Source organism: Vibrio jasicida CAIM 1864 = LMG 25398 (assembly GCF_000400365.1).
GTDB lineage: Bacteria > Pseudomonadota > Gammaproteobacteria > Enterobacterales > Vibrionaceae > Vibrio > Vibrio jasicida.
The window spans coordinates 289,809-314,467 of record NZ_BAOG01000003.1; the positions used below are offsets into that span (position 1 = coordinate 289,809).

The 24,659-nt window shown below is 44.7% G+C and carries 23 protein-coding genes; 5 read left to right on the forward strand and 18 right to left on the reverse strand.

The genetic code is table 11. The annotated features are described in order from the left end of the window. Positions 1–155 precede the first annotated feature (155 nt). The 13 genes from VJL_RS01310 to VJL_RS01370 form a co-directional block, all read right to left on the reverse strand. Positions 156–1,583, reverse strand: a complete 1,428-nt coding sequence (locus VJL_RS01310; RefSeq protein ID WP_038874973.1) for a GumC family protein — start codon at positions 1,581–1,583, stop codon at positions 156–158. Continuing rightward, positions 1,580–2,710 (reverse strand): glycosyltransferase, encoded by a 1,131-nt coding sequence (locus VJL_RS01315; protein ID WP_038874976.1) that lies wholly within the window; start codon positions 2,708–2,710, stop codon positions 1,580–1,582. Before VJL_RS01315 ends, VJL_RS01310 begins: the two co-directional genes overlap by 4 nt. Positions 2,711–2,823: 113 nt before the next feature. Then, positions 2,824–4,191: an O-antigen ligase family protein gene (locus tag VJL_RS01320; RefSeq protein ID WP_038874979.1), complete on the reverse strand. Its 1,368-nt coding sequence runs from the start codon at positions 4,189–4,191 to the stop codon at positions 2,824–2,826. Continuing rightward, complete coding sequence (locus VJL_RS01325; RefSeq protein WP_038874982.1) at positions 4,188–5,618, reverse strand: lipopolysaccharide biosynthesis protein; 1,431 nt, start codon at positions 5,616–5,618, stop codon at positions 4,188–4,190. The genes VJL_RS01320 and VJL_RS01325 overlap by 4 nt, the downstream gene beginning before the upstream one ends. Continuing rightward, on the reverse strand, positions 5,611–6,783 hold the full coding sequence (locus VJL_RS01330) for a glycosyltransferase family 4 protein (RefSeq protein WP_038874984.1): 1,173 nt from the start codon (positions 6,781–6,783) through the stop codon (positions 5,611–5,613). The genes VJL_RS01325 and VJL_RS01330 overlap by 8 nt, the downstream gene beginning before the upstream one ends. Positions 6,784–6,793: 10 nt before the next feature. Continuing rightward, complete coding sequence (locus VJL_RS01335; RefSeq protein ID WP_038874986.1) at positions 6,794–7,978, reverse strand: glycosyltransferase; 1,185 nt, start codon at positions 7,976–7,978, stop codon at positions 6,794–6,796. 152 nt (positions 7,979–8,130) lie between these two features. Then, positions 8,131–9,210 carry a glycosyltransferase family 4 protein gene (locus VJL_RS01340; RefSeq protein ID WP_038874988.1) on the reverse strand — a complete coding sequence of 360 codons (1,080 nt, stop codon included), beginning with the start codon at positions 9,208–9,210 and terminating at the stop codon, positions 8,131–8,133. Further along, positions 9,185–10,711 carry a sigma-54-dependent transcriptional regulator gene (locus VJL_RS01345; protein ID WP_038874989.1) on the reverse strand — a complete coding sequence of 509 codons (1,527 nt, stop codon included), beginning with the start codon at positions 10,709–10,711 and terminating at the stop codon, positions 9,185–9,187. The genes VJL_RS01340 and VJL_RS01345 overlap by 26 nt, the downstream gene beginning before the upstream one ends. 278 nt (positions 10,712–10,989) lie before the next feature. Beyond that, the gene (locus VJL_RS01350) at positions 10,990–11,373 is read right to left on the reverse strand and encodes an Hpt domain-containing protein (RefSeq protein ID WP_038874991.1); all 384 of its coding nucleotides are present in this window, start codon (positions 11,371–11,373) and stop codon (positions 10,990–10,992) included. A gap of 12 nt (positions 11,374–11,385) precedes the next feature. After that, entirely contained in the window at positions 11,386–12,072 is a 687-nt protein-coding gene (locus VJL_RS01355) for a CpsD/CapB family tyrosine-protein kinase (RefSeq protein ID WP_038874993.1), read from the reverse strand. After that, positions 12,072–14,129: an SLBB domain-containing protein gene (locus VJL_RS01360; RefSeq protein WP_439654142.1), complete on the reverse strand. Its 2,058-nt coding sequence runs from the start codon at positions 14,127–14,129 to the stop codon at positions 12,072–12,074. The genes VJL_RS01355 and VJL_RS01360 overlap by 1 nt, the downstream gene beginning before the upstream one ends. 38 nt (positions 14,130–14,167) lie before the next feature. Beyond that, on the reverse strand, positions 14,168–15,016 hold the full coding sequence (locus tag VJL_RS01365; RefSeq protein ID WP_038874997.1) for an OmpA family protein: 849 nt from the start codon (positions 15,014–15,016) through the stop codon (positions 14,168–14,170). Positions 15,017–15,042: 26 nt separating this feature from the next. After that, entirely contained in the window at positions 15,043–15,363 is a 321-nt protein-coding gene (locus VJL_RS01370; RefSeq protein WP_038872685.1) for an STAS domain-containing protein, read from the reverse strand. A gap of 316 nt (positions 15,364–15,679) precedes the next feature. Between VJL_RS01370 and VJL_RS01375 the strand changes: the two genes are divergently transcribed. Then, on the forward strand, positions 15,680–16,522 hold the full coding sequence (locus VJL_RS01375; RefSeq protein WP_038874999.1) for a DNA ligase: 843 nt from the start codon (positions 15,680–15,682) through the stop codon (positions 16,520–16,522). Positions 16,523–16,552: 30 nt separating this feature from the next. On the opposite strand, the gene VJL_RS01380 is transcribed toward VJL_RS01375, so the two are convergent. Beyond that, the gene (locus VJL_RS01380; RefSeq protein WP_038875001.1) at positions 16,553–17,584 is read right to left on the reverse strand and encodes a DUF3080 domain-containing protein; all 1,032 of its coding nucleotides are present in this window, start codon (positions 17,582–17,584) and stop codon (positions 16,553–16,555) included. A gap of 106 nt (positions 17,585–17,690) precedes the next feature. Next, on the reverse strand, positions 17,691–19,061 hold the full coding sequence (locus tag VJL_RS01385; protein ID WP_038875003.1) for an MATE family efflux transporter: 1,371 nt from the start codon (positions 19,059–19,061) through the stop codon (positions 17,691–17,693). Positions 19,062–19,342: 281 nt separating this feature from the next. On the opposite strand from VJL_RS01385, the gene VJL_RS01390 reads away from it, so the two are divergent. Continuing rightward, entirely contained in the window at positions 19,343–19,954 is a 612-nt protein-coding gene (locus tag VJL_RS01390; protein ID WP_038875005.1) for a riboflavin synthase, read from the forward strand. A gap of 107 nt (positions 19,955–20,061) precedes the next feature. On the opposite strand, the gene VJL_RS01395 is transcribed toward VJL_RS01390, so the two are convergent. Both VJL_RS01395 and VJL_RS01400 read right to left on the reverse strand, forming a co-directional pair. Then, entirely contained in the window at positions 20,062–20,256 is a 195-nt protein-coding gene (locus VJL_RS01395) for a CPXCG motif-containing cysteine-rich protein (protein WP_038872701.1), read from the reverse strand. 251 nt (positions 20,257–20,507) lie between these two features. Then, positions 20,508–21,374 (reverse strand): fructosamine kinase family protein, encoded by an 867-nt coding sequence (locus tag VJL_RS01400; RefSeq protein ID WP_038875008.1) that lies wholly within the window; start codon positions 21,372–21,374, stop codon positions 20,508–20,510. A 224-nt stretch (positions 21,375–21,598) separates the two neighbouring features. Between VJL_RS01400 and VJL_RS01405 the strand changes: the two genes are divergently transcribed. The 3 genes from VJL_RS01405 (at position 21,599) to VJL_RS01415 (ending at position 24,014) form a co-directional block, all read left to right on the forward strand. After that, a complete protein-coding gene (locus VJL_RS01405; protein WP_038872772.1) occupies positions 21,599–22,567 on the forward strand; it encodes a response regulator in 969 nt (322 codons plus the stop codon). Further along, entirely contained in the window at positions 22,567–23,529 is a 963-nt protein-coding gene (locus VJL_RS01410; RefSeq protein WP_038875011.1) for a GGDEF domain-containing protein, read from the forward strand. The genes VJL_RS01405 and VJL_RS01410 overlap by 1 nt, the downstream gene beginning before the upstream one ends. 140 nt (positions 23,530–23,669) lie before the next feature. Further along, the gene (locus VJL_RS01415) at positions 23,670–24,014 is read left to right on the forward strand and encodes a DUF3802 family protein (protein ID WP_038875014.1); all 345 of its coding nucleotides are present in this window, start codon (positions 23,670–23,672) and stop codon (positions 24,012–24,014) included. A gap of 34 nt (positions 24,015–24,048) precedes the next feature. On the opposite strand, the gene VJL_RS01420 is transcribed toward VJL_RS01415, so the two are convergent. Next, entirely contained in the window at positions 24,049–24,537 is a 489-nt protein-coding gene (locus tag VJL_RS01420) for an NlpC/P60 family protein (RefSeq protein ID WP_038875016.1), read from the reverse strand. Between the last annotated feature and the right edge of the window lie 122 nt (positions 24,538–24,659).

Below are 24,659 nucleotides of genomic sequence, written 5' to 3' on the forward strand. Positions count from 1 at the left end.
AGACTTTGGTGAGGTGCTTAAAATGACACAAAATTATTCTCAAATTGAAATTCATATTCGTTGTGCACTTTCAAATAAGTAAGAAGTTGATAAATAAGAAAAAGCACCCGAAGTTCGAGTGCTTTGATTGTGCTGAGGGGGCCGTCAGTGAAGAGCTAAAATGTCACCTTTGGAATCGTAGTGATGACAGCGACGCCTAAGTGATTTTCTAATGCCTTACGTGAACGGATAGAGTTGTCAGCCAGCTCGATAAGAGTTGCGATGCCAATTCCTAATCCCGTACCGCCAATGAGCCCCAGAAGGACGAAAACAATACTGGGTAGATTAGAAGGGAGGGTTGGCGTGTAGGGTTCATCAATGATTTTTACCCGTTTGTTTTCTTCGAACACACCGAGAGAACCCGTCAATTGAGCCATCTCATAACGCTCAACCAAATCATCGTATAATTCGCGTTTGACTGCGACGTCTCGTGCAAGCCTGTTTATCTCAGTCGCGGTACTACCAAAACGGTTGGCGTTGTTTTCCAGATCTTGAATCATGTTGTAGAGACTATCGGTTTCTTCTTCTAGCGACTCGTATCGACCTCGCATGATTTGCAGCTGATGGAGTTGAGAGACAAGCAAGGGTTGTGCGTCGCCAAGGTTGCTGACCGTTGCCGTACTGGCAATATCCCAAAGCTGATTACTGTTCATTTCCGGTTGTTTAGAATTAATCAGTACCGTACGTTCTTGCTCAAGTCGATTGAGTTCTCGGACTTTACCTTGAACCAGACTGTGTGCTTCGGTGTATTTAGCACGAAGCAGCGTCAACTCACTGCGTATTTCTATGATCTGTTCTTCAATCTTACCGATAACTGGGTTTGTTTTAGAAAGTTGTTGGTCCAAACTACCCAAGCTGCGTTTTACCCCGGCTAGCTCTGCTTCCTTCTCTGCCAAGGATTGCTTGAGACTGGCGAGTCGAGACAAACTTTGCGCCTGCATCTCGGGTGTTGCGTGGGCGTAAGTATTTTTGTACTCAGCAAATGCTTGTTCTGCTGCATCAAGCTCTGTGCGCCTCTTATCGATATGAATCGTCAGGAAGTGACTGGAATCTTTAATAGAGGAGCGCTCTGGTGCAAGCAATTGTTCGACAAAATGATTACTGACCGACGTGAGCATCGCTTCCATGCCATCTGGTGTCTTGTTGGTAAGTTCGATTTGAATGAAGTCTTTACCCAACTGTTTGACGGAGAGTCGACTGGCGAGATCTTTAATAATGAACTCTTGTTCCTTTAGATCCATCTCATCGTTTATCAACCCTTGTTCTTGAGCGACGGAGAAGAGCACGTGTCGGCTCTTTAATAATGTACTCAACGCGTTGATACGGTCTTTCAGTTGAGTAGAAACGGCCAGATCTTCAAGAAACGGATTCATTTTGGCGGTTTCCTGTACCAGCATGCTGGTGTGCGCAACGTAACTTGTAGGCAAAAGCTTGCTGACAATAAAACCAAGGACGGGCAGCACTAGCATAGGGACCACGATCAGGTAACGTCGACGCCAGGCCCCGTGAAGCAATACAGATAGGTTTTCTCTTAAATCGCTCATAGTGACCTCACGAGTTGTTCAACTTGAAAGGCTCTCGATGCCCAGCTTTGTTTTTCGATCAAAGCCATAGAACCAATTGGAGGAGGCAGTAAATGATTTAAGCTGGCGCATACATCCTCGGCATCCGCTGCAACATGCAACATCTGTTTGTAAGGCATGAGCGCTGGGAAAGTGGTGCTGATAACAGGTGTGCCGGTTGCTAAATACTCCAAAAGCTTGAGTGGATTACACGCTTTAATCTGAGCATTGTTGACGAAAGGTAACCAACTCGCATCCCAGTGCTGTGAGTAGCTTGGCAACTGTTGATGTGCTCTAGGTCCAAGGTAGTGGACATTAGTTCGTTGTGGGAGCGGGTTGTGGGGCAGTTCGTTTGGCCCAATAAAAACGAGATCCCAATCGGGTGCTTGAACCGCTACTTGTTCAATCAATGCATAGTCTAACCATTCGGATAAACTGCCGTAAAAGCCAAGTATTTTTCTGCCATTATCTGGCAAGTCGTTAGCTTTGACTGCGGGAGTTGAGAATAAGGTGAAATCCACACCGTGAGGGAGGGTGACAGTTTTGTCTTGTGGGAATTTAGCCGCCAGTTTTTCACTCGCGGCCAAAATGAGGTCGCAGCAATCAATCAAATCCTCTTCGTGTTCCAAGACCGTTTGATGATCGACGCCGGCGAGTGCACCAAAATCGTCGCCACAATAATAAACGATGCCATAGTTATCCATACTCTTACACACATCAACGGCAGTCGGCAGAGACGTCCAGAGTACCGGTTTTTCAAAGCCAAGCTCTTTTAGCTTTCGCTTCAGTTGATGTTGCATCATGCTCGAAGCCGCCTTCCTTGCCCATTGAGTCCGCGGGGCAGGGATGGTGAGTAGGTTAATCGTTTGAATGCTGGTGCTCATGTGGCAGTCTTGATTGAACATTGTATTGTTCTGTGTATGTGCATCAAAAGAACGTGTGAGTTTGTTAACAATGCGCTTTACGTCTTTTGTCACCAACCTCGGTTGCCTTAAACCGATGGAATTAACCCACAGGATGCGGTGATTGTCTGTCAGATGTTTAATGATATGTTGAGTGGAAGAAGGCAATCCGCCAAAGTCTTCGCCAAACACTACGATGTCCGTCATCATTTTCTCCTTTGAGCCAACTTTATGATTGTTCTAATAAGTAGACTTATCACATTGCGTGCCAAGGAAATAACTTAATAAAAACAGATGGTTGAACTTAACGAGAGAAAGGGCTATGACGCTTTCGCATTTTGACAATCAGATTGAACGATACGATGTATCACAATAGTCAGCGCGGCTAGGATGTATATTGGCCAAGTAAACCCTTGAGTTAAAAAAGTACCGGAAACAATCGTACCGATAAGACCCCCCAAGACGGCGTTTGCTCCAATAGACAACGTATGGTCACTAGTAGGGGTGAGCATCTGGATGGTCTCACGAGAAGTTCGAATCAAAGACACAATCAGCGCGATAAACACGAATAAACCAACAAATCCAGTTTCAGCTAACACGCCAAACCACGTGCTGTGTACGGCGTGATTGAGTCCATCCCAATGAGAACTGTAGAAGAAGTAGTTATTGTAGAAGTTGTCTATCCCGATGCCCGTTAATGGGTTTTCTATCGCCATTTTTATTGCGGCTTCCCAAGCATAAATCCGTCCCATTGCGGACTCGTCTATCCCTTCTTCCGCGGCACCGCCAGACGAGCGGCCAGAAATCCCTGCAACGGCATAAAGAACGAGCGCCCCAACCAGCCCTAGAGAGATAACTAACGCTTTGCTTTTGATGTGTTTAAACGCAAAGTACGCAAAGACAGAAAGCGCGCCAAGTAGGCCTCCTCGGCTTTGTGTTTCTAATATCGCGAAGAACAACACGACACAGGTGATCAATGCAAACAAGCGAAGAACAAAGCTGGCTCTTTTCTCTAGCAATTGGCTAACAGTAAATGCAAGTGGGAACATCAGTACTAAAGATAAATCATTTGGATCACCAAGTACCGAACCTAAGTCGCGGCTGATGGTCACGCGTGAGCCTTCGACCAATCCTATACCATTACTCGCGTTAGACAGGGCGGTTAAGCCAACCAATAGTCCTGCTAGCATGATGGCTTTCGACATTTGAGCAACTTGTTTTGGTGTGGTGATGAGCCAAGTTATCGCTAGCGTCATTACGATGATCTTCCAATAAACACTGTTGAATTCATCAATCGCAACAGGGCGGTTTGAAGCGAATGCTACGCCTAATGTCACCAGAACCCAAAAAATGGATAGCCATTTCAAGCAAGGGTGCCAAAACGCAATAATTTGACGGCTAATCAATAAATGAAATGACAAGGCCATAAGAGCCCCAAGTGAAAGCAGCAAAGGAATTTTGAAGTTGTAAATCACCGGAAAGGTTTCGTGAATCCGAAAGAAAGAAAAAATCACAAACAGAGTCACGAACCAGAAGGTTTGGTTGAGAACAAACAAGATAGCCAATGGCGCAAAACAAAGTACGAGAATCAGAATTGGATTTGGCATCACCAACCATAACAGCGCGATACACGTCGTGAGCGCGATCGCGATGATGGACTGCTTCATTCTCAATTCAGCGCTGATCATAGCGGTGTTCTCTTCATTTGGCCGCGCCACTTGAGCCAAAAGTGGTGCACGTTACTTTTGGTTTGCGCATCAAAGTAACGAAACGCTATGGTCGCGATGAGCACGCAACTTGTGAAACATACCAGCATGATAAGTGGGGTAGAACCGGCTGAATGAATCAAGAATAACGACGCGCCAGCAAGGATATGTAGTATTACCATTAAGCTCAGGTGGAAAGGGAGCTTCATGCATTGTTGACCAATGCTAAAGGTCAACGCCAGTCGACAAAGCTGAGCATAATAAAGAGCGATAAACACACCGAAGATCCCTAGTGCTGATAAGCTGAACAACATCGCAAGACCAATTGCGGCCGGTATTGCATTAATGCCCATTAACCAGTGGGTCTTCCTTTTGTATAGGATGCTAATACACAGCAAGTCACTCCATTCTTTAAGTAGGGCTATCGGTAAAAGAAACAGAACATAAAGCGACGCTTCTCGATACGCCACAGGCAAGAAATTGTTGATAATGATTACGGCTAATGAGCCTACGACTACGACTAGAAATGTCAGATAAATCATACCTAGGTGGGTGATTCGCGTCGCTTCGTTGGCGCCCTTTTTCTCTAAAATCGAAAACCGTCTTGGCGACCACCACATGGCAAAAGGTTGTGCCAAAAAACACATACCAATTGCGAATTTAAATGCGATTGTGTACACCCCTAGCGTTGCTAACGATGCATTTGCCCCAATAAACCAACGTTCTGCACCATTTAAACAAAACATGATTAAGCCCGAGCACATAATGGGATAGCAGTATTTAAAGAATTGTTTTGTCGAGATAAAACTCGGAAGAACCAATTGATAGCGATTGATGAAGTGTAACCAAATTAATTGTGCCGCAGCAGCGAGCAGCCCACCAAGTAAGACGGACAGCACCGTTTGGCTAAATTGAAGCGCGATGATAATGAACGCCGCTTGAAGTGCCGTGGTCGTCACCATCACATACAACAAGGTTTTCGCCTTGTCGTCTTGTAGTCTTAGCCACGCTGTCCCTATCGCAATCGCTCCCTCGAAAGCAATGGCAACTAAGGCAACCATCCATTCTGTCTTAGTAAAAGGTTCTGGTACGGGCATAACAATGATGATCGTAGCCAAGACCAAAGCGATAGGAACAGAGATAAGCAATGAAAGAGAGTAAATTTGGTCTAGCAGTGACTTCCTTTTCTGCGGGTCGTCTTCCACGCCAGCGAAGCGATTTAGGGCTTCATGCAACGCTAGGCTAATGATTAAAGCAATCACAATACCAACAGACGCGATGATTTCCATTTTACCGATTTGTTCCGGTGTCAAATATTGCGGAAGTATTGGTAGCATGATTAAGCTAATGCTCTTGTTGATCACCAGTGCAATGGCAAAGAGTGACATGTTGGTCATTGCTCTAGACATGGTCATATCCTTTGACGTTGTTGCGCTTTTTCGCGCTGGATTCATTTTGTTGTTCTGGGCCTGAGCACAAATGCTGAGTGATTGGGAAGTAACAACGTTCAGCCGTATAAAGTTGAGCGACATTGAGTGCTTCGATTCCCATCGTTACCTTTAACCATGGATACTCATTGAGTAAGCGAATCGCGTTGTGCAGCGAGGCCGCGTCGTTGGGTGTGTATTTGATGCAATTTTTTCCGTCAGTAAGGATTCGATCCCAGTAACTGTCATCATGTGGAATTACCACACACATTCCTGCGGCTAATGATTCCAAAATTGCAAGACCAAACGGCTCATTCTCTGCTGTTGCAACAAACACACCACATTGTGCTCTTAGGTCATCAAGGTTTGCTGGTGCCTCGTACCAATCGACACTTTTTGCAGTTAAATCAGGGGTTAAGCATTCATCATCAATTAGGTTGGGTTGGATATAACACACGGTTGCTTTGAAGTTTGTGCCGTTTTCCAATTGAATGGCGTCTAAGAGCAAGTCGACGTTTTTGCGTTTTAGGAGAGTCGCTGCCCAAAACACGCGAGAGGACATAGGATTCGCTTGCTTTGGCCAACGCTCTGAAGAGAGACCGTTGACGAATGATGAGGTATTTAGGTCTGCCCAGTAACGTTTAACTGCAGCAATGGGTTGGTTGAGATACGCTTGCAATGCGTGGATTATGGATTCGCGACAACTTGCCAAGTAATAGATACTGGTTGCTTTTGTGACGCAATAACCTGCAGATCGTGATTTACCAACCGATTGGCTGATGATTTGAACGATTGGTTTACGGTTCAATAAGCGCAATAGATACAAAGGCATATCGTTGTTGGGATTAGAAAGGCCGAGTAGCCAATCAATTTTGGGTAATCTGCACAAGATGAACAACAATTGGAAAAGGTAAAATCCATTCATTAACCAATAAGCCAGACCATGCTGAGAAATAATCGGCGACCGACGAACTTTAACGACTTGAATACGTTCGTCATCTTTCAGTAACCGATTCCAGTGCTCTGGGTGAGTCGTTGCGACATAACCGACGACATCTCGCTGATCGCACTGTTTTAAGAGTTCAGCATTTGCTGTTTTTGAACCGCTTTGCAACGGGATAGTGTCCAACATCAGTACGTATTTCATGACCCTATCCTCAATTGTGTTTTAGCCAACGAGGCATAGGTTTAAGACTGTGCGTGGGTGGTATAGAAGCCGTAGGCTCATGTGCCAGCTCTGCATGATAAATTGACTCTATCGCGTTCACCGAAGCCGAAACGGTAAGGTGTTGCGTCGCGTAGTGATAAGCATTGTGAGCAATTTGATTTCGCAGCGGAGCATCATTTAGCATGCGCTGCACAGAATTGAGCAGACCGGCCATCCCATGATTGGAATACAGAAGAGCACTGTGATTGTGTTCGACTAATTCAGGGATAACACCGATTTTTGGGGCCACGATAGGCAATTTTGCTAACGCAGCTTGCCCAATCACCAGACCGTAGTCTTCTTCGTAAGCACCACTGATAAAGGCGTCGACGTTGCCTGTCATCCATGCGTCTTTGTTATGCTGTTCCCCGACAAAATGCACACGGTCTTCAACACCAAGATCCGCTGTGAGTTGTTGTAAGGGGGCTTTTTCTTCCCCGTCTCCAACAATCACAAGGTGCGGATTATTCTGATGATAGTTGTGCATGTGAATCGCGCGAATCAGGCGATCAAAACCTTTACTTTTTATCAGAGCACCAACGGATAGGAAGGTGAAAGCGTTTTTTGGGATACCGAGGTAGTCCTTCACATCAACCGACGGTTCATTTCGGTTTAACGAAACGCCATTGTGGATCACGTGTAAGTTCTCTTTTGGGTAGCCGTCGCGGGCCAGCTCTTGGCTTATTCCCTTACTGACACAGATCAGCTTTGGCGACATGTGCAAGTCAAGTGAAAATCGATCACGGATGGGATAATGGCAATGCAGCTGCGTAACCAAAGGTATGTGGTTCATTCGTGTCGCCAGACACATCCACTGACAGGTCGCACCATTGTTCACATGCACAAGATCGATAGCGTGCTTTTCGATGAGTTCAGAGCCTTGCTTGATAAGGCGATTCCATGCGCTGATGTCCCAGCGGGGCGTACTCCAGCCTCCGACTAACTTGAAGGGAGAATATTGAGTTTCAATCCCCATCTCTCGGCATTTTTCAATTAAAGGCTCACAGTTCGTCCAGACATAAGGCAAGAACTGCTCACGATCAATGCGCGACAAAAGATCAAGTAATACAACTTCGTTGTGGCGAAGCCAGTTGTCGCCATAATGAACATATAGAATGCGTTTTGGAGTAGCCATCGTCGTCACCTCGGTTTGCCCTTTTGTTTACTGGGATACTGCAACCGAGATGCCAAACCTTATCATTTGTTTAAGTTACTGATTTAATGGAGTAAAGATATTTAAGAGTAGGTAGGGGAAAGCAAGTTTTTCATAATGAGAATGCATATGCATCAAGTTTGATTTTCAATTTGATAGCGTTCAATCAAAATAGGAATGATACTTTGTGAAGAATACTGCTCCGAGATGGTCTTAATGGCCTTTTTGCGAATAAGCGATTGGGTATAGGTGCTCATGGTTATCCAATGGTTGAGCTTGTCTATCAAATTGAGAATATCTGGCGCAATAAATCCATTACTGCCATCTTCAATAAGATCATGTAATCGGCCGACTTTTAGGCTGAATACCACAATTCCTCTCGACATCGCTTCTAATGCCGCCATTGGGAGGCCTTCATAGCGAGAAGAGATAATCAATACGCCAATATTGTTCCATACCGCGTTCATGTTGTGTTGATGCCCATGAAACACAACATTACCGGGCGCTTGTTGGGCGAGGTCTTTTCCTTCAGGACCGTCGCCGTAAATAGAAAACTGACGATCAGGAAAATGCCTCGCGATGTCGATAAAGCGATCCGCGCCTTTTTCATGGCTCAATCGACCAACGAATGCGATTTCTTTGTAGCTGCTGTTTTGTGCAGGAAGTGAAACAAAGTTGTTCAATAGCTCGGTTTTTATCGGCAGTTTATTTTGAATACTTTGGCTAACCGCAAAACAATGATCGGACAAACGACCGCTATAACGATCAAGCCAATCGTAAAACCACACTTTTCCCGTTGGTGTTTCGCCGGCATGGTAGGTAGAAATAAGACGAGGGAAGGTACGTGTAAACAGTTCGGCGCTGCGCGCAAGTAAGCTCGCTTTGTAGCCGTGAGTGTGGATAACGCTTGGTTGATGCTCTGCAACCGCAATGGTAAGTCGTTTTACCGCAATGACAGAATGTGTGTCATTATTCTTGGGGCAAAGTTGGTGTAAGTAGCTTACGGGAACATCGGAATCGGCCAACCTAGAAACAAGCGATGCTGGTGGGTTGTACTCAACCACCAATACCACTCTAACGTGGACATGAAATGCTTGTAATCCTTTGGCAAGCTCAAGGACGTGACTTTCTATGCCACCAAAAATTCGGCTATCGAGTAAAATCCAAACCTCGCCAGCGACAGGTATCTCACGATTGTTCGAGATTAGCCTCATCCGCTTCCCACGCTTGTTTTTTACGATAAACAGTAGATGGACTCAGCTCTAACATTACCGCGGCGTTGAGTACGTTACCATCGCAGTAGGCTATCGCATTTTGAATTGCTTCCCGTTCCACCTTCCACATCGGTCGAATGGTGCCATCCGTATTAAAGTACGGCGACGCGACTTGTGCAGAAGCACTCATTGGTATCGGTTCGGGTCTGGTTACCGGTTCTTGAGGCAGCATATCGGTAGCGATATGTTCAACGGGCTGTATTGGAGAAGGCTTAGCAACGGTGGTCGGTGCGGGTTCTACGGGCTGCGTAATTACACGTGCTTTTGATGGCTTGCGAGTTAGCTGCGCGGGTAGATGCGCGACGGTGACTTTGTCTTCATTGTTTAACACCACGATGTTACGGATGATGTTTTGCAATTGACGAACATTCCCCGGCCAGTCGTAATGTTTGATCACGTACTGTGCTTCATTATCGATATTGTTGAACTTCTTTTTGTCCTGCTTGGAGTAGGTGGTCAGAAAATGCTTAGCAAGAGTGACAATGTCACTACCTCGCTCTCTGAGTGGCGGCATATCAATAGGTACAACATGGACGCGATAGTATAAATCTTCGCGGAAGCGGCCTTCTTCGACTTCCGTAAGTGGGTCGCGGTTTGTCGCACAGATGATGCGAACATCCACTTTCATTTCTTTGGTCGCGCCAAGTGGCGTGTAAGTGCCTGTTTGTAGAAAACGGAGCAGCTTTTTCTGCATTTCCAATTCCATCTCACACAGTTCATCTAGGAAGAGGGTTCCACCATGAGCAACGGTTGCTGCACCTTTCCTATCTGTTGTCGCACCAGTAAATGCGCCTTTAACGTGACCAAAAATTTCGCTTTCCATTAAATCTCGTGGAATCGCACCACAGTTGATGGCAATAAAGGGTTTATCACGACGATCACTTTGACGATGGATTGCTTCGGCACAGACTTCTTTACCAGTACCACTCTCACCAACGATAAATACACTAGCAGAGGTTGGAGCGACAGCATCAATGGTTTTGTAGACGGCTTGCATTGGCAAACTAGAACCGATGAATCCATGGTAATTGTGTCGGTCGAAGGTAGATTGAATGTTTTCTACTAAGTTTTCTAACTTGGCACGTTTAAGGTGAAGTGCAACAGAGGTCTTGAGTCGGTCTGCATTGATGGGCTTTTCAAGAAAGTCTTCCGCACCTTTTTGAATTAAACCTACCGCAATGTCTACGCTGCCATGTGCGGTTGCAATGATGACTGAAGTTGGAATTTCATTCTCATTGACCCAATCAAGAACGTCTTCCCCGGACATATCGGGTAATTTTAAATCGAGAATGATGAGTTGCGGTTTACTTCTCTCAATGAATTGGATGGCCTCACGTCCAGTTTCTACGTGAAAGATGTCGTAAGGTTCGTCCTTGACATACTGTTTGTATAGTATGGCTAGTGAGGTAGAGTCTTCTACCAATAACACCCTTGGTCTCATAGTCCTTTCCCAACTTTTATTCGCTTTCCGTTAAAACCTTTAATCAGTACTGACACTGTATTGGTTCTAACGTTGCTTTGTCAGCTTGTGAGTCAGTTCGCGAGAATGAATAGTTGTCGTACTCTCAAGCAGATAGCTTCTTTTCTATTCTCATTTTGAGAATCGTTATATTTAAGTATTAGCACAGGTTGGGAGTCTTGCAGAAAATTCTTTATTTTTTAGCTAATTAAATAAATCAATATATACCCAAGCGTGTTGAAGTTACCTAGGTATAGACCTTAATCCTCAAATCCTTGCTCCTTTCTCTGATTCAAGGCAATAAAGGAATTTTCGGCGAGTTGCGGCAATGATTGGCATAGGAGTAGGGCTTGTTGAGTTTCACCTTCCACGCAGTGTTTCTCAATGGTTCTCGCATGTCGAGAAAGGGTACGGTTCCCTAGAGCAAGTGCGGAGCTGCCTAGAGTGTGCACCTCAAACTCTAGGGTGTTGATATTGCAGGTTTCTAATGCTTGTTTGATCTTTTCTACCCGTTCGCGAGACTCCTCGATGTAGTGCTCAATGAGTGTGGGCATTATCTCAGCGCACGTATCTTTGATCATTTGTTGAAGAATCAATTCATCGACCAATTCAGGCTCTACGGCCACATCTGTGTGATTGTTCATTGGATACGCTCCCTATAAGGTAAATAATTCGCTGTCTTTAATCTGTTGCGATATTTTTGCTTTTAACTTGTCTGGCAAAAAGCGCAGCTTTTTTACCTGACGAATCAATTCGTCTTTTAAGCCTGCATTGTGCTTCATGTTTAATACCGCCCCAAGTAGGTTGGCGTTACTGTTCTCTAATAGTTTTTTTGCTTGGTCAATTTGTGTAGCTGTGGTCGAACCGTAACTGGCGACTAATATGCTCGCATCACAGACGCCTGCAACCACTTGAGCGGGGATGTTATTACGATTTAAGCTCAATAATGGTGAGGTGTCGATGACGACACGATCATATTGGTCCAACCAAGTCTCAATGACTTTTTTAAGCATGGTTGGATCGCGATAAGCGAGTTGCGTGCTGGCCATCGATGGGGCCGTTAAGCCGACTAAGGTCTGATGATCTTCTTCTCTTGCGATGAGCTGTCCGATGCCGTCTTGCTCAGGAAATTGATGCACCGTATTGTATGCAGGCTTGAACAAGTTCAAATCCACGTAAAGTGTGTTATGCCCTGCAAGAATCAAACGTTCGGCCAAAGCGGAAGCCACGGATGTCACGCCGTCTTCGGATTGACAAGCGACGATACATAGGGAGCGATGGCCTTTTAATTCGCCCTGTAAGTAGATTTGTTCGATTTCAGCATGAGTCGCAGGAATAGTCATTACAGCGCTCCTATTAACACAATGGTGGTCGTGATTTGCAAAAGGTCACGTAAGCCAGCCCGTGCTTTCTCTGCAAAACTCTCATCTTTGTGTGGAATATAGATAGTGTCGCCCGCGCGAATAACCGGAAGGTCATAAATGTTAGCGGTTTTACTAAACTCGGTTAGGTCGAATGTACGAGCTTGGCCTTGGCAACAAGACATGTTGACCACGCTAATTTTTTCTACGTAAGCGTTATCACTTGGTCCTCCGGCTTCTGCCAATAGGTCAAGGATTGTCATATTGTCATTAAATACGTAACGACCTGGGTCTCTCACTTCGCCCAACACTCGTACGGTCGATTCTTTTGAGCGGTCAAGCCAGTTCTTATTCTTCTCAGGGATGTAGATGGTGTCGCCCGGGCGAACATCCGGCAAGATGTTTTCATCACCGGTTTCAAAATACATCGATAGGTTTAATTTGCTGACTTTAGCGTAACCAAGACCACGGTGCGTTACTCGAATATTATGAATATCGGCATCTTTCGTTGGGCCGTCAGCCGCAGAAAGAATGTCGAGAAAGTGCATCTCGTTGGTAAAACGGTAGCGGCCTGGAGAGTTGATTTGTCCAAAAACATAAATAGACGCATCTGAACTTTGGCTAACCCATTGTGATTTGTTGTCTGTTGGATCATCTGGCAGGGCATGAATTCGAACCACGGTTCCTGCAGATACGCTCGGTAACTTAGAGGTTGGTGAACCTTGTAGGATGTACTTGTCCAAATCAAACTGAGTCATCTTACTGTTATTCGCCACTTCTATTTTGCTGGTGTCTGCGCGGCGAGTTGGGCCGCCAACATGGGCGAGTAGGTCAATCAAATCCATTTCATTGGACCATTCGATTCGACCTGGACGAACCACTTCCCCCATCACTGCGACAGCTCGGCTTGGTGCGACTTTCAACCATGATTTTTCATTCATATCGGTTTTCTCAGGTACGAAAATAGCGTCTCCTGAGGATATTGCAGGCGGTCTCGCAGAAGTGAGCCCCTCTGTGTGTGCCGTAAGGTCGAATTTGATCACTTGTCCGTTCGCTTTAATCACACGGATTTGGCGGGATTCAGCAAAACGAGTAGGGCCGCCAGCGTTGGCGAGAATGTCCATAAAGCTCGCGCCTTTTTTGCCTTCAAATGCTCCAGGGTTTGCGACTTCACCCATAACATAAACAACATTGGCACCCGCTTTTATCTCTTCCTCTTGTTTAGGCACAAAGATTGTTGCCCCTGGTAAGATGTCTGGTAGTAAGTTGGAATCACCTGAGTCTAGGTAGCGCTTTAGGTTAAAAATCACTGGTGTATTGTTGGTGATCACACGGATTTGTTCGACACTCGCGAAGCGCGTAACACCACCCGCTCGCATCACAACGTCGACGAGTGTTGTGTTTGGCTTGTATGTGAATGAGCCGGGTGCGTTCACCTCACCAAACACTTTGATAGCTTTCGTTTCATCTGCACTGTCGCCAGAGTTGGCCAGTTTAGCAGCGTCAAATTCTTGCTCTATGTTACCAACGAGAGGAGAGGCAGGGACGAAGAGAACATCCAGAGATTCAAGCGTCGGCAGTTGGGTGTCATCACCAGTATCAAGGAAGCGTTTGTAATCGAATTCGATGTTCTTGTTACCGCGCTTGACGATGATTTTATCCAACTGCGCACCAGCACGGAGTCCACCGGCTTCGTATAGGAACATTTGAATGTTAGAGCCGGCTTGTAAAGTGTATTCTCCGGGTTTGACCACATAGCCTTGAACGGATATGAGTAGTTGCTGCTGCTTGATGAAAACGCGCGCGTTGTTCACGTCTCGATAAACGGATTTCAGGTTTTCGATAATCACATCTTGAAGTTGCTTTTCATTATATCCAGCTACAAATACAGGTCCGATTTCCGGTAGGCTGATGCGACCTCGTTTATCGACTTGGAAGCCTTTGTTTAGTGAGGCTTCTCCTGGAAGGTTGATTTGGACTAAATCACCGACTTTAACGACATCGTCTTCCGCAGCCCAACTCGCATTTATGTTGACCATGCAAAGTAACAAAAGGGCGACAATCGATTTGAGGATGCTCATAGCGTGTCTCCCATTTCTGTTGTGCTGTCAGAATTTGAGTTGAGTACTTCAATGCTTACTCGACGGTTGGTCAAGCGAACCGCTGGTGTTTGTCCTTCGTAGAGTGGGAGCTTTTCACCCACGGATTTTGTTTGCACGCGGTCAGAGGTGATACCGAAGACATTGAGGTATCGTTTTACTTGTTCTGCACGTTCTTGTGCGAGCTTTTGGTTGTATTCCGGTTCGCCAGTAACGTCGGCATGACCGGTTACCACTAAGGAGAGAGAAGGGTGCTCTCGTAAAATGTAAGCCGCTTCCGCAAGGTGTCCCATGTACTTTGGATTGATTTCGGCAGAATCGACGGCGAACTGATTATCGATATTGAGCAGGTCATAGACGTCAGCGACGATGTTCAAGTCGCTGCGCAGAGCTTCAATGTCTTGCGGCGGCGAGCATGTGGTTTGAGAGAGCACGTAATCAAGTTGTTGTTCTAGTTGGCTCAATCGACGACGCTGAATCACAATATCGTTTGCAGCATCAAGTAAAAGCCCGCCCTCGAGTTCTCTTGCGATTCGATTTTGCTTTTCTAATGCTTGCACTACGGCAGCAGGGAAACACCATCTTGCGCCTTCATCAATTAAGGCATCTAAATGAAGTTTTGTGAGTTGCCAATCGAAGCGAAGCCCATGCTCTGGGCCAAGAGGCTCATCAGGCATAACCGGTGAAAACTGATAATTCTCGATAGAAATATCTCGGTAACTTTCCGCCATGCCGCCCTGACCATGATCGGGGTAGCTAAACGCTGAGCAACCAACAACGCCGACAACGAGACCGCTCATTACACTTTGTCGTATTAGATTCACCATGCCAACCTCCGTATTAACCGGTGTTTTTAGTGGCCTTTTGAATTGACGGGAATCGCATGATTGATACGTAACAGGCTCATTATCTCTAACGGTTGTCCCGATACGTTTTCGATTATCATACTGCGTTCACGTTCAACTAGGCGCTTATATAAATAAACAATGGCACCAATCCCTGAGGAATCAAGAAATTGGACGTGTTTGAGGTTGATTTCGACTTCCTTGTGATCATCGCTGTGAATTACCTCATCAATATGATGCTGAGCTTGACGACAGCCTTTTGCGTCTAAATCACCAAAAAATTCGATGGTCAATGTGTTTTGGTCGGTTTCCAATTTTCGCAGTTCCATAGTGCATTCTCCGTTAACAAACTGTCTGCTTGGTATAGAGCACGGAACATGCCAAGAATAAAAGTTCATAAAAACATACAGTTACTTATGCAAGTTCTTGGTTTTTATATTGAGAATTAAGGCGATTTCATTTTGAGAATCAAAAACGCATACAGGTCGAGGAATTTATAAATGCTATTTCGATCTGAACTTTATGTGCTTGTTTGCATTTGCTTGCTTATGAGTGTTGCTGTAGATCGTAGAATGCAAAATGTTGAGTAGGTGAATTGATCGACTTACGGTTCAATGGAGATGCTTTTTTGTACAAGGTCCCCGCATGCCATTAAGAATGACATTGATTGCCCTCGCTGTAATTGCTTCTGCTCAGCCACAAGCTGATCCTAATTTACTTCCACCTGTCTCTTTAGCTGAATCATACCAAGATGGTATCGATGTCTCTCAGTATTGGTATAGCGAGAAACTGGATGGGATTCGAGCGTATTGGACCGGTCAACATCTCGTTACACGCAACGGCAACCGCATTTACGCGCCAGAGTGGTTTACCAAGGTATTGCCAGATTACCCTTTGGATGGCGAGTTATGGGCTGGTCGAGGAAATTTCCATCTTGTTCAACAAACAGTATTGGATAAAACGCCAGTAGAAGGCGCATGGCGACGAATCGATTTTATGGTTTTCGATATGCCGTATTCTGCGGGTGATTATCAAAAGCGCTACTACAACATTCAAGATCTGGTGTTTACGATTGACGCCCCTCATATTAAATACGTTGAGCATCGTGCAATTCAAGATGAGAAACATTTGTTCACGCAATTGGACCGAATTTCGCAATCTGACGGCGAAGGTGTGATGTTGCGAAAGGTATCAAGCCGATACCAAGCGGGTAGAGGTAGTGATTTACTCAAACTTAAGCGTTATGAAGATGCAGAGGCCTTAGTATTGGGCTACAAACCAGGAACTGGTCGTTTATTGGGTATGATGGGCGCCTTGTTGGTTAGGTTGGCAGACGGCACCGAGTTTTACATTGGTAGCGGCTTTACCGATGACGTTCGAAAAACTCCTCCTCGAATAGGATCTACCATTACGTTTCGCTACAACGGTTTTACCCATAATGGCAAACCAAGATTTGCCCGATTTTTAAGAGAACGGGCTTCACAATAAATCTAAATAACGGCGTATAAACGGCTTGAGCTAACTATTTCCGATTTTCACACCACAACGTTTAAATAGATTTTTCCAAAATTGCACATGTTTCATTGTTTCCTCACGAAACTGATCGTGTGCTTTTTCTATTCCATAGTTTGCACCATGAGCTTGCATTCTCTTTTCAACAAGGGAAAGTCCCCCGTCGAGTTGCTGATAGGTACTGTCGACGTATGCCATGTAAGGTTGAACTTCTGCAACATAAATTGTTTGGAAGACGTTTCTCAAGTAACGAAATTGAGTGGTATCACGGTTGGCACCACAAATGATTTTGTCTTGGTTTGCTTCGAGCATGTGTGTGGTTTGTTCTAACCAATGAGTCGCATCGAGCAAAGTGTAATAGAGTCGACCAACGAGACGTGTTTTTTCGATCTCTTCTTGGTAGTTCACAATGGTCACATCGGGCAAGCGAGAAAGGGCACGATACGGTGTTTGGTACATTTCATCCAAAGCAAGGAAAGCATCTCGTACGTGTGCAACTTGGTCTTTGCTTTCCAACGGTAACCATTCAGATCCTGTTAGCTGTTTGCGCATGGCATCGCTAGTCAGCAACATATTGTCGAGATGCACTGTTAGATGGTGCCACTTCTGGTCGTACAAACCGTTCAGCTTTGTATTTTCTTCATCACTCAATGGGTAATCACTCATGCAGCCATTCAGTGTTCTCAGCAGGTTGGTTTGATAATCAAAGTCGTAAAAGGCGTCTTGAACTTTACCCAGTTGAGAGTTTTTTTCTGCTAGTAAGTTAAACAAACCACATTGACGCAGTTGGTAGCTTTCGAGTAAGCCAAGTGATAGACGAGGGAGCTCTTGAAACAGTTCTCTTTTATCAGGAATAGTGACAGCGGGAGAGGCTTCTAACTCCGACTCCGACGTATCTAACACGTTGGCTAGGCGTTGATTGTATTTTTCGAATACCGCTTTCTCTGGGTTAAACCAGTCGTTGCACCCACTGAGTAAGGTTGTCGGTAGTACAAGCGCCGCAGCAACAAGGGAGCTTCTTACAAGGGAACTTCTCACAGCATTTCCTTTTTAATCACTTAGATAAGTATACCGCTTAACGAATATGAGAGATCAAAAAAGCCAGCGAGTGCTGGCTTTAAAATTTGGCGGGTTGAAGTTCGAGTTATTGTTGAGAGAAATTCAACTGAACTTCCGGCTCTTGATGGTGCATCCAACGCAAACGAATACCCAATAGGAAAGCCGCTGAAGATAGGCCTATGATGAAGCCCAACCAAAAGCCTTGTGCGCCCATAGGTTCAACAATCCAATCTGTGCGGCCAAGAATGTAACCAATTGGAAGTCCCAATAACCAGTACGCAACAAAGGTACGGTTGAAGATTGCACGCATGTCTTTATAGCCACGTAGTGCACCAGCAGCGATAACTTGAACCGCATCAGTGCATTGGTAGATTGCAGCAAACAGCAATAGCACCATTGCTAGTTCGATAACTTCTGGGTTATTCGTGTAAAGCAAAGCGATTTGCTCACGGAACAGAACCGTAAGAATCGCGGTCATCATTGCTAACGCTAAACCGACCATGACGCCAACACGAGAAGCGACGCGTGCGCCATCGACGTTTTCTTCCCCAAGACGGTGACCAACACGAATACTGACTGCGGCACCCACACTCATTGGCAGCATAAACACCAATGAAGAGAAGTTAATGGCGACTTGGTGCGCGGCAACAATGATTGAACCTAATGGAGAGACCAAAAGCGCGACCACTGCAAACAATGTCACTTCAAAGAACAATGCAGCGGCAACAGGGAAGCCGAGCTTAAACAGACGAATCTGAGCTTTCAGCTGTGGTTTATGAAATTCGCCAAACAGATTAATGCTTTTTAGACGAGCAGACGTAGTCACATAAAGGAAAAGCAGCCCAAACATCACCCAATAAACGATGGCGGTTGCGACGCCACAACCAACACCACCAAGGGCTGGCATACCAAACTTACCGTAAACGAAAATCCAGTTTAATGGGATGTTCAACATTAGGCCGATGAAACCAATCACCATGGCGGGCTTGGTTAGCGACATGCCATCAGTAAAGCTGCGTAACGTTTGGAACAATAAGAAAGCGGGTACCGCAAAAATAACCGCGTGGATGTAACCAACGGTTTTCTCTGTCATCGCTGCTTCTACATTCATCAATCCAAGTATGAACTTAGTTTGGAACAAAACGCCGATAATAGGGATGCTGATCAACAATGCCAAAACGATGCCTTGTTGGATCTCAAAAGGAATTTTTACTCGACGGCCAGAACCATTTAATTGAGCGACAACAGGTACAAGGGCCATCAATAAGCCAACGCCAAATAAAATTGACGGTAACCAAATACTTGCTGCAACAGATACCGCAGCCATGTCAGTAGCACTGACGCCACCAGCCATGACGGTATCGACAAACCCCATCCCGGTTTGTGCGACAGAAGCGATCAACACAGGGGTCGCCAGTTTAATAAGACTCGATGCTTCTTCTTTATAGCGATGCACGAAATACTCCAGAGCGGAACAATAAGTTGAAAATGAAATAAGTTGAAAAGATAGGGAGTACTCGAGGACAAAAGATGTGATGAACTGATCTGATGGTTGATTTTAGTCACTATAAGGTGAAAAAATGCCTCGGAGGAACTCCGCGCAGATGATAAACAATTGTATGCCCAGATGCCATACCCACAAGATAGGGATTTTTGGTTAATTGATAGACAATGGTAAAAACAGCTTGCGAATGTTCGTTCTGGCTATCAGTCGCTTCTAACAAATAGGTAAAGAGAATGTTTACAGGAATAGTTCAGGGTACGGCTAAAGTCGTTCAAATCGAAAAAAAAGAGCGCTTTCAAACTCACGTTATCGAACTTGGAGGCTCGTTAAGCGAAGGGCTAGAGATTGGAGCCTCGGTCGCACACAATGGTTGTTGTTTAACCGTCACCAAAATTGAAGGAACGCACATTAGTTTCGATCTAATGCAAGCGACCTTAGCTCTTACAAACCTAGGTGAATTGATAGAAGGCGACAGCGTAAATATTGAGCGAGCAGCCAAATTTGGTGATGAGATTGGTGGTCACAGTATGTCGGGGCACATCAGTTTAATGGGCGAAATTGTTGATGTGATTGATACGCCAAATAACCGCACCATTTGGTTTACACTGCCGCAAGAATCTATGAAATATGTACTGGCTAAAGGGTACATCGGTTTGGACGGTTGCTCACTGACCATCGGCGAAGTCGAAGAGAATCGATTCTCGGTGCATTTGATTCCAGAAACCCTGCAAAGAACCTTGTTTGGTGCGCGCCAGGTTGGAGAGAAAATAAACATTGAATTTGACCCGCAAACTCAAGCCATCGTCGATACGGTTGAACGTGTATTAGCAGCAAAGCAGTTGTAAGGCGTTTACTTATGACCGGAAACAAGAAAGGAGCTTAACCGCTCCTTTTTATATTTTGTGTCGATGTTTACTTCATGTAGATGATTACTCGGGGGGATTAAAGCTCTCTATTCGTAGTTATCGTCAATGAACAGTTCTACCTTTTCGTGCATCTCATCCACTTTCATGTTGAGGTGGATGGCGTGGCAGCACGCAGGGCAGTCGTCATAAAACTCTTGGTTACCATTACTTGCATCTAAAGTGATACCGATAGAGTGCCCACAGTGAGGGCATTTAACATGTCTTTCAGTGTAATTTTGCATACAAAAACTCCTAGTATTGCAGGGCTTTTAATACTTTGGTGTCTCGAAAATTCAGCCCTTGAACACTCGTCTTCTCTCTGGTGCAGAGATTCAAATTAAGTCGAGTTACTTTGAATATTAGGTGTTGTTGTTGCTAATTGAGTCGAAATAAGTACAAAAGTTGACCCCAAACTCATGATTGAGCTTGGGGTCTTAAACTAGGGTGATATGCGTCGAATTTTTACATTCGGCAATGATCTTTCCCTTCCAGATCAATAAGAAATAATCTTCTTAATTATCGATTGGGCCTGTTCAAGATAGTGACCTCCGAACAAGTTACAATGATTGAGGATGTGATAAAGGTTGTAGATGTCTTTTCGTTCATCATAGCCTGCGGGTAATGGCGCAACGGATTCATATCCTTGATAAAACTCCGGTTGGAACCCACCAAACAGCTCAGTCATCGCGATATCACATTCACGATCTCCCCAATAGCAAGCAGGGTCAAAGCAGATAGGGCCAAATGGTGTCAATGCCGTGTTCCCATTCCACAAATCACCGTGAAGCAATGATGGCTCTGGAGCGTGATTGGCTAAAAGCTGTTTCACAACATCAATAAAGTCATCGATATCGACGAGGGTGACACCTTTTTCTTTCAGCAACTGTAACTGCCAACCTATTCGTTGCTCAGAAAAAAAGACACACCACTTTTTATGCCATTGATTTGGTTGAAGGGTAGAGCCTATGTAATTGTCGGAATCAAATCCGAACTCTTTCTGTTCTCCCCACAAATGTAAACGCGCCAGTTGCTGGCCAAACTTAAAGCTGTGCTTTGCATCTTCAAGTGGTTTGGTTGGTAGGTAATTCAGGATCAAGAATGAGTGGGTTTTGGTTTTGCCCGCTAACACGACTTCAGGGACAAAAACCGTCGAGGTTTCACGTAACAAGTGAAGGCTTTCTACTTCAACTTCGAACTTAGATAAAAAGTCTCGATCATTGAGTTTGACGAAATAGCGCTGTTCTCCGTCATTGATCATGTAACTCTCACTGATGTCTCCACCAGAGAGGCGTGTCTTCTCAGTGATTTGATATTCGAACATCAAGGTATCAGAAAGCTGTTGCGATATTGCTTGCCACATACAAAACCTCGCTTATCTATTTGACCAACAATAGTTTAGGATAAACGGCGGAAGATTGACGCGCAGTTGAGCAAACTTCGACAATAAAACTGCTGCATATAGTAGAAAATGTGCATAAGTGTGAATCATGTCGCCTATAACCCTATGATTTATGGACTTAACATATGGAGCTATTGGTATACAACGAGTATTATTATTTTTTTGACTTTAGTTCCATTGGTGGCATGAAAATACTGATTTGTGATGATTCGGCGGTAGCACGAAAGTTGATATCCCGTTCCATCGTACACGAAACATCATTGCACCTGATCGAAGCCCAAGACGGTTACGAAGCGTTGACGATTCTAGCGGAACAAAATATTGACGTTTTGTTTCTCGATTTAACGATGCCGATTATGGACGGGTTCGAGGTACTAGAGTCTCTACCGGTCAGCAATTATCCCACTCAAGTTGTCATCATTTCTGGTGACGTTCAGCAAGAGGCTAAACAACGTTGTTTAGATCTTGGCGCAATCGACTTTATCGCCAAGCCTCTGTCAGAAGAACAGGTTATCCCGCTATACGAAACGTTAGGGTTGCAATACGCATTTAGCTCGAGTGGAAATGCAGCGCCAGCCCCCGAAATTGAGATTACCCCTCTGGCGAAATTTCGTGAAGTCGCCAACATCGCGTTAGGTAAGGGTGCTGCGATTATGGCCGACCATCTTCATGAGTTCATTCAACTGCCAGTGCCCCACGTTGGTCCATTGTCGTATGGAGAACTGCATATGACGTTAGTGGACGTGATCGGTCGAGACAGTTCAGTTGCCGTTGCTCAGCGATTTGTTGGTGGTGGTATCCATGGTGAAGCTTTAGTTTGTTTGCGTGGTAAAGACATTAATCAAATCGGAGAGCGCCTTGGTTATTTACTTGAGTTCACTCGGCACAACGAGATTATCCTAAATGTGTCGAATCTTTTGGTATCTTCATTCTTAACGTCATTGGGTACACAGTTGGATAAGCAATTTTCGTTGCGCCAGCCTGCCATTATAGAAAACGTCATTCCATACAATGAAGAGAAGAGTGAATCTGGTGAACTCTTTACCATCGAATACACCTACATGGCAGAGGCGCTCGATTTTGAGTGTGAAGTTCTGTTTTTGATAGATAAATCATCCGTAGAAATCATCTATGAAATTATGGAGCTAATCTAATGTCCGAAATTACGCTGGACATAGCAGACTTTCATTGGGTTACCCAAATACTCGATACCATGGACTCAGGGCTCATCGTATTAGATGAAGACTATAAAGTCTGCGTGTGGAACAGTTTTATGCAGTCTTATAGTGGCATACTATCGCAGAATATCCTCGGTGAATGTTTGTTTGACCATTTCCAAGATTTACCCCGAACTTGGCTAGAGACCAAGCTCAAAACGTCCGCGGATTTAGAAACTCGTTCATTTTCAAGTTGGGAAAACCGTCCATACCTTTTTAAATTTAACAACTTTTCGCCGGTTTCCAACAGCAGTCATTTGATGTTCCAAGATATTGTTATCACGCCGTTACGCTCGTTATCAGGCGACGTGAGCCACATAGCCATTCAAATCAACGATGTCTCGGAAACCGCGCGTAATAGAATCCACTTAAGAGAAACCAACCAACACCTGTCTGAAATCAGCCGCAAAGATGGATTAACCGGATTATTTAACCGTGCTTATTGGGAACAGTCACTGAAGGAAGAATTCAATCAACTTAAAGTGATGGAAGGGTCGTGCTCATTGGTTATTTTTGACATCGACCATTTTAAAAAAGTCAATGATACCTATGGTCACCATACTGGGGATGAAGTAATCCGTCGGACGTCCAGTTTATTGCGGAAAACCGCACGCAGTAGCGACGTGTGTGGGCGTTTTGGTGGAGAAGAGTTTACCGTTTTATTGCCACATACCAACCAAGAACAAGCGTCCTATTTCGCAGAGCGTCTTAGAAAACGAATTGAGCAAGAAATTGTGAAAGTTGAAGACTTTTTGATTAACTACACGATAAGTATCGGTGTTTGCGAGTATAAATCTAACTTTGAGAGTCACACACAATGGCTGAAGAGTGCCGATGCAGCGTTGTATCGCGCGAAAGAGAATGGACGCAATCAGACTTGTTGTCATCAAGACGACTAACCTAATTGGATAAAAATTATTCAGTTGGCGCATCAATGCTTGTTAATATGAAATAAGTTAATGAAATTTTCTCGGCATGTCTTACTATTGAAACTAATTCGCTTTCATCTTCGAAGGCTTGCATTAAACGGAGAAAAACAGTGGTTGTAGAAACCGATGGATATCTCGCTCTTATAGAGCACCTGTCACTTAACTTAGATATTTTCACGTCTGAAATTGGTGACACAGGATCAGAAAGCATCGAAGATGTCGTGAATGACATGGTGGCGTCGAACATCATGGCGATTTTCGAACAAAACCCAGAACTGCATTCAAGTGTACGTTTCAAGCTACTTAAAGAAGCGGATGCCGTCGTTGAAGACCTTGGCGAAGTGTTAGCTGGCGTTTGGGGTAAGAAAGCGACCAACGAGCAAATTGCATTCCTTGATGAATACATTGCGCTAGTGAAAAACTTATTTGATACCGCTGTCGCGACTTACGATTGAATCTAGTCTCTCGTCATTTCGATCTAAAGAGGAGTTACATGGTAACTCTTCTTACTTGCCAAAACTTCGATGCCCAATAAGGGTTGTCTATTCTTGAAATGATCACGCCTTTCGATGTAGAAGCGTGCATAAACTGCTTATTCCCTAGATAGATACCAACATGGTAAGTGGTTCTTCTTGTTTTGAAAAACACTAGATCACCCTGTTGTGCATCTGACCAGCTCATCTCTACGCCTTGCTTAGATTGCTGTCTTGTCGTTCTTGGTAATGACATTTGATATGCCTCGACAAAGGCTTTCTGTACGAAGGCAGAACAATCAATACCAGACTTTTTGGTTCCACCCAAGCGATAAGGCGTGCCTTCCCACTCATCATAAAAGTCGAACAGGCCCCGATTGTCGGAGAGCAGTTCAGTAACAGGAAGAGAGACCTCAGCTTGTTTTTCTGGATCGGGGGCGGACGAACATGCACTAAGTAGTACACTGATTATCAAAGGAAAATAAATACGACGCACATCACCCACCTGTCATCCCTACAACTTAAAACTGAAATATTAATGTCATGACCAATACCTAGTATGGGCAGCAAATCACGTTTTGTCTCACTTCTGTGACGAATAAACGGAAAGTTGATTCAAACCCAAGA

Bases quoted from the DNA above. Each gene is read 5' to 3' on its own strand.
- VJL_RS01310 (WP_038874973.1), bottom strand. From the start codon at position 1,583: ATGAGCGATTTAAGAGAAAACCTATCTGTATTGCTTCACGGGGCCTGG.
- VJL_RS01315 (WP_038874976.1), bottom strand. From the start codon at position 2,710: ATGACGGACATCGTAGTGTTTGGCGAAGACTTTGGCGGATTGCCTTCT.
- VJL_RS01320 (WP_038874979.1), bottom strand. From the start codon at position 4,191: ATGATCAGCGCTGAATTGAGAATGAAGCAGTCCATCATCGCGATCGCG.
- VJL_RS01325 (WP_038874982.1), bottom strand. From the start codon at position 5,618: ATGTCTAGAGCAATGACCAACATGTCACTCTTTGCCATTGCACTGGTG.
- VJL_RS01330 (WP_038874984.1), bottom strand. From the start codon at position 6,783: ATGAAATACGTACTGATGTTGGACACTATCCCGTTGCAAAGCGGTTCA.
- VJL_RS01335 (WP_038874986.1), bottom strand. From the start codon at position 7,978: ATGGCTACTCCAAAACGCATTCTATATGTTCATTATGGCGACAACTGG.
- VJL_RS01340 (WP_038874988.1), bottom strand. From the start codon at position 9,210: ATGAGGCTAATCTCGAACAATCGTGAGATACCTGTCGCTGGCGAGGTT.
- VJL_RS01345 (WP_038874989.1), bottom strand. From the start codon at position 10,711: ATGAGACCAAGGGTGTTATTGGTAGAAGACTCTACCTCACTAGCCATA.
- VJL_RS01350 (WP_038874991.1), bottom strand. From the start codon at position 11,373: ATGAACAATCACACAGATGTGGCCGTAGAGCCTGAATTGGTCGATGAA.
- VJL_RS01355 (WP_038874993.1), bottom strand. From the start codon at position 12,072: ATGACTATTCCTGCGACTCATGCTGAAATCGAACAAATCTACTTACAG.
- VJL_RS01360 (WP_439654142.1), bottom strand. From the start codon at position 14,129: ATGGTCAACATAAATGCGAGTTGGGCTGCGGAAGACGATGTCGTTAAA.
- VJL_RS01365 (WP_038874997.1), bottom strand. From the start codon at position 15,016: ATGGTGAATCTAATACGACAAAGTGTAATGAGCGGTCTCGTTGTCGGC.
- VJL_RS01370 (WP_038872685.1), bottom strand. From the start codon at position 15,363: ATGGAACTGCGAAAATTGGAAACCGACCAAAACACATTGACCATCGAA.
- VJL_RS01375 (WP_038874999.1), top strand. From the start codon at position 15,680: ATGCCATTAAGAATGACATTGATTGCCCTCGCTGTAATTGCTTCTGCT.
- VJL_RS01390 (WP_038875005.1), top strand. From the start codon at position 19,343: ATGTTTACAGGAATAGTTCAGGGTACGGCTAAAGTCGTTCAAATCGAA.
- VJL_RS01395 (WP_038872701.1), bottom strand. From the start codon at position 20,256: ATGCAAAATTACACTGAAAGACATGTTAAATGCCCTCACTGTGGGCAC.
- VJL_RS01400 (WP_038875008.1), bottom strand. From the start codon at position 21,374: ATGTGGCAAGCAATATCGCAACAGCTTTCTGATACCTTGATGTTCGAA.
- VJL_RS01405 (WP_038872772.1), top strand. From the start codon at position 21,599: ATGAAAATACTGATTTGTGATGATTCGGCGGTAGCACGAAAGTTGATA.
- VJL_RS01410 (WP_038875011.1), top strand. From the start codon at position 22,567: ATGTCCGAAATTACGCTGGACATAGCAGACTTTCATTGGGTTACCCAA.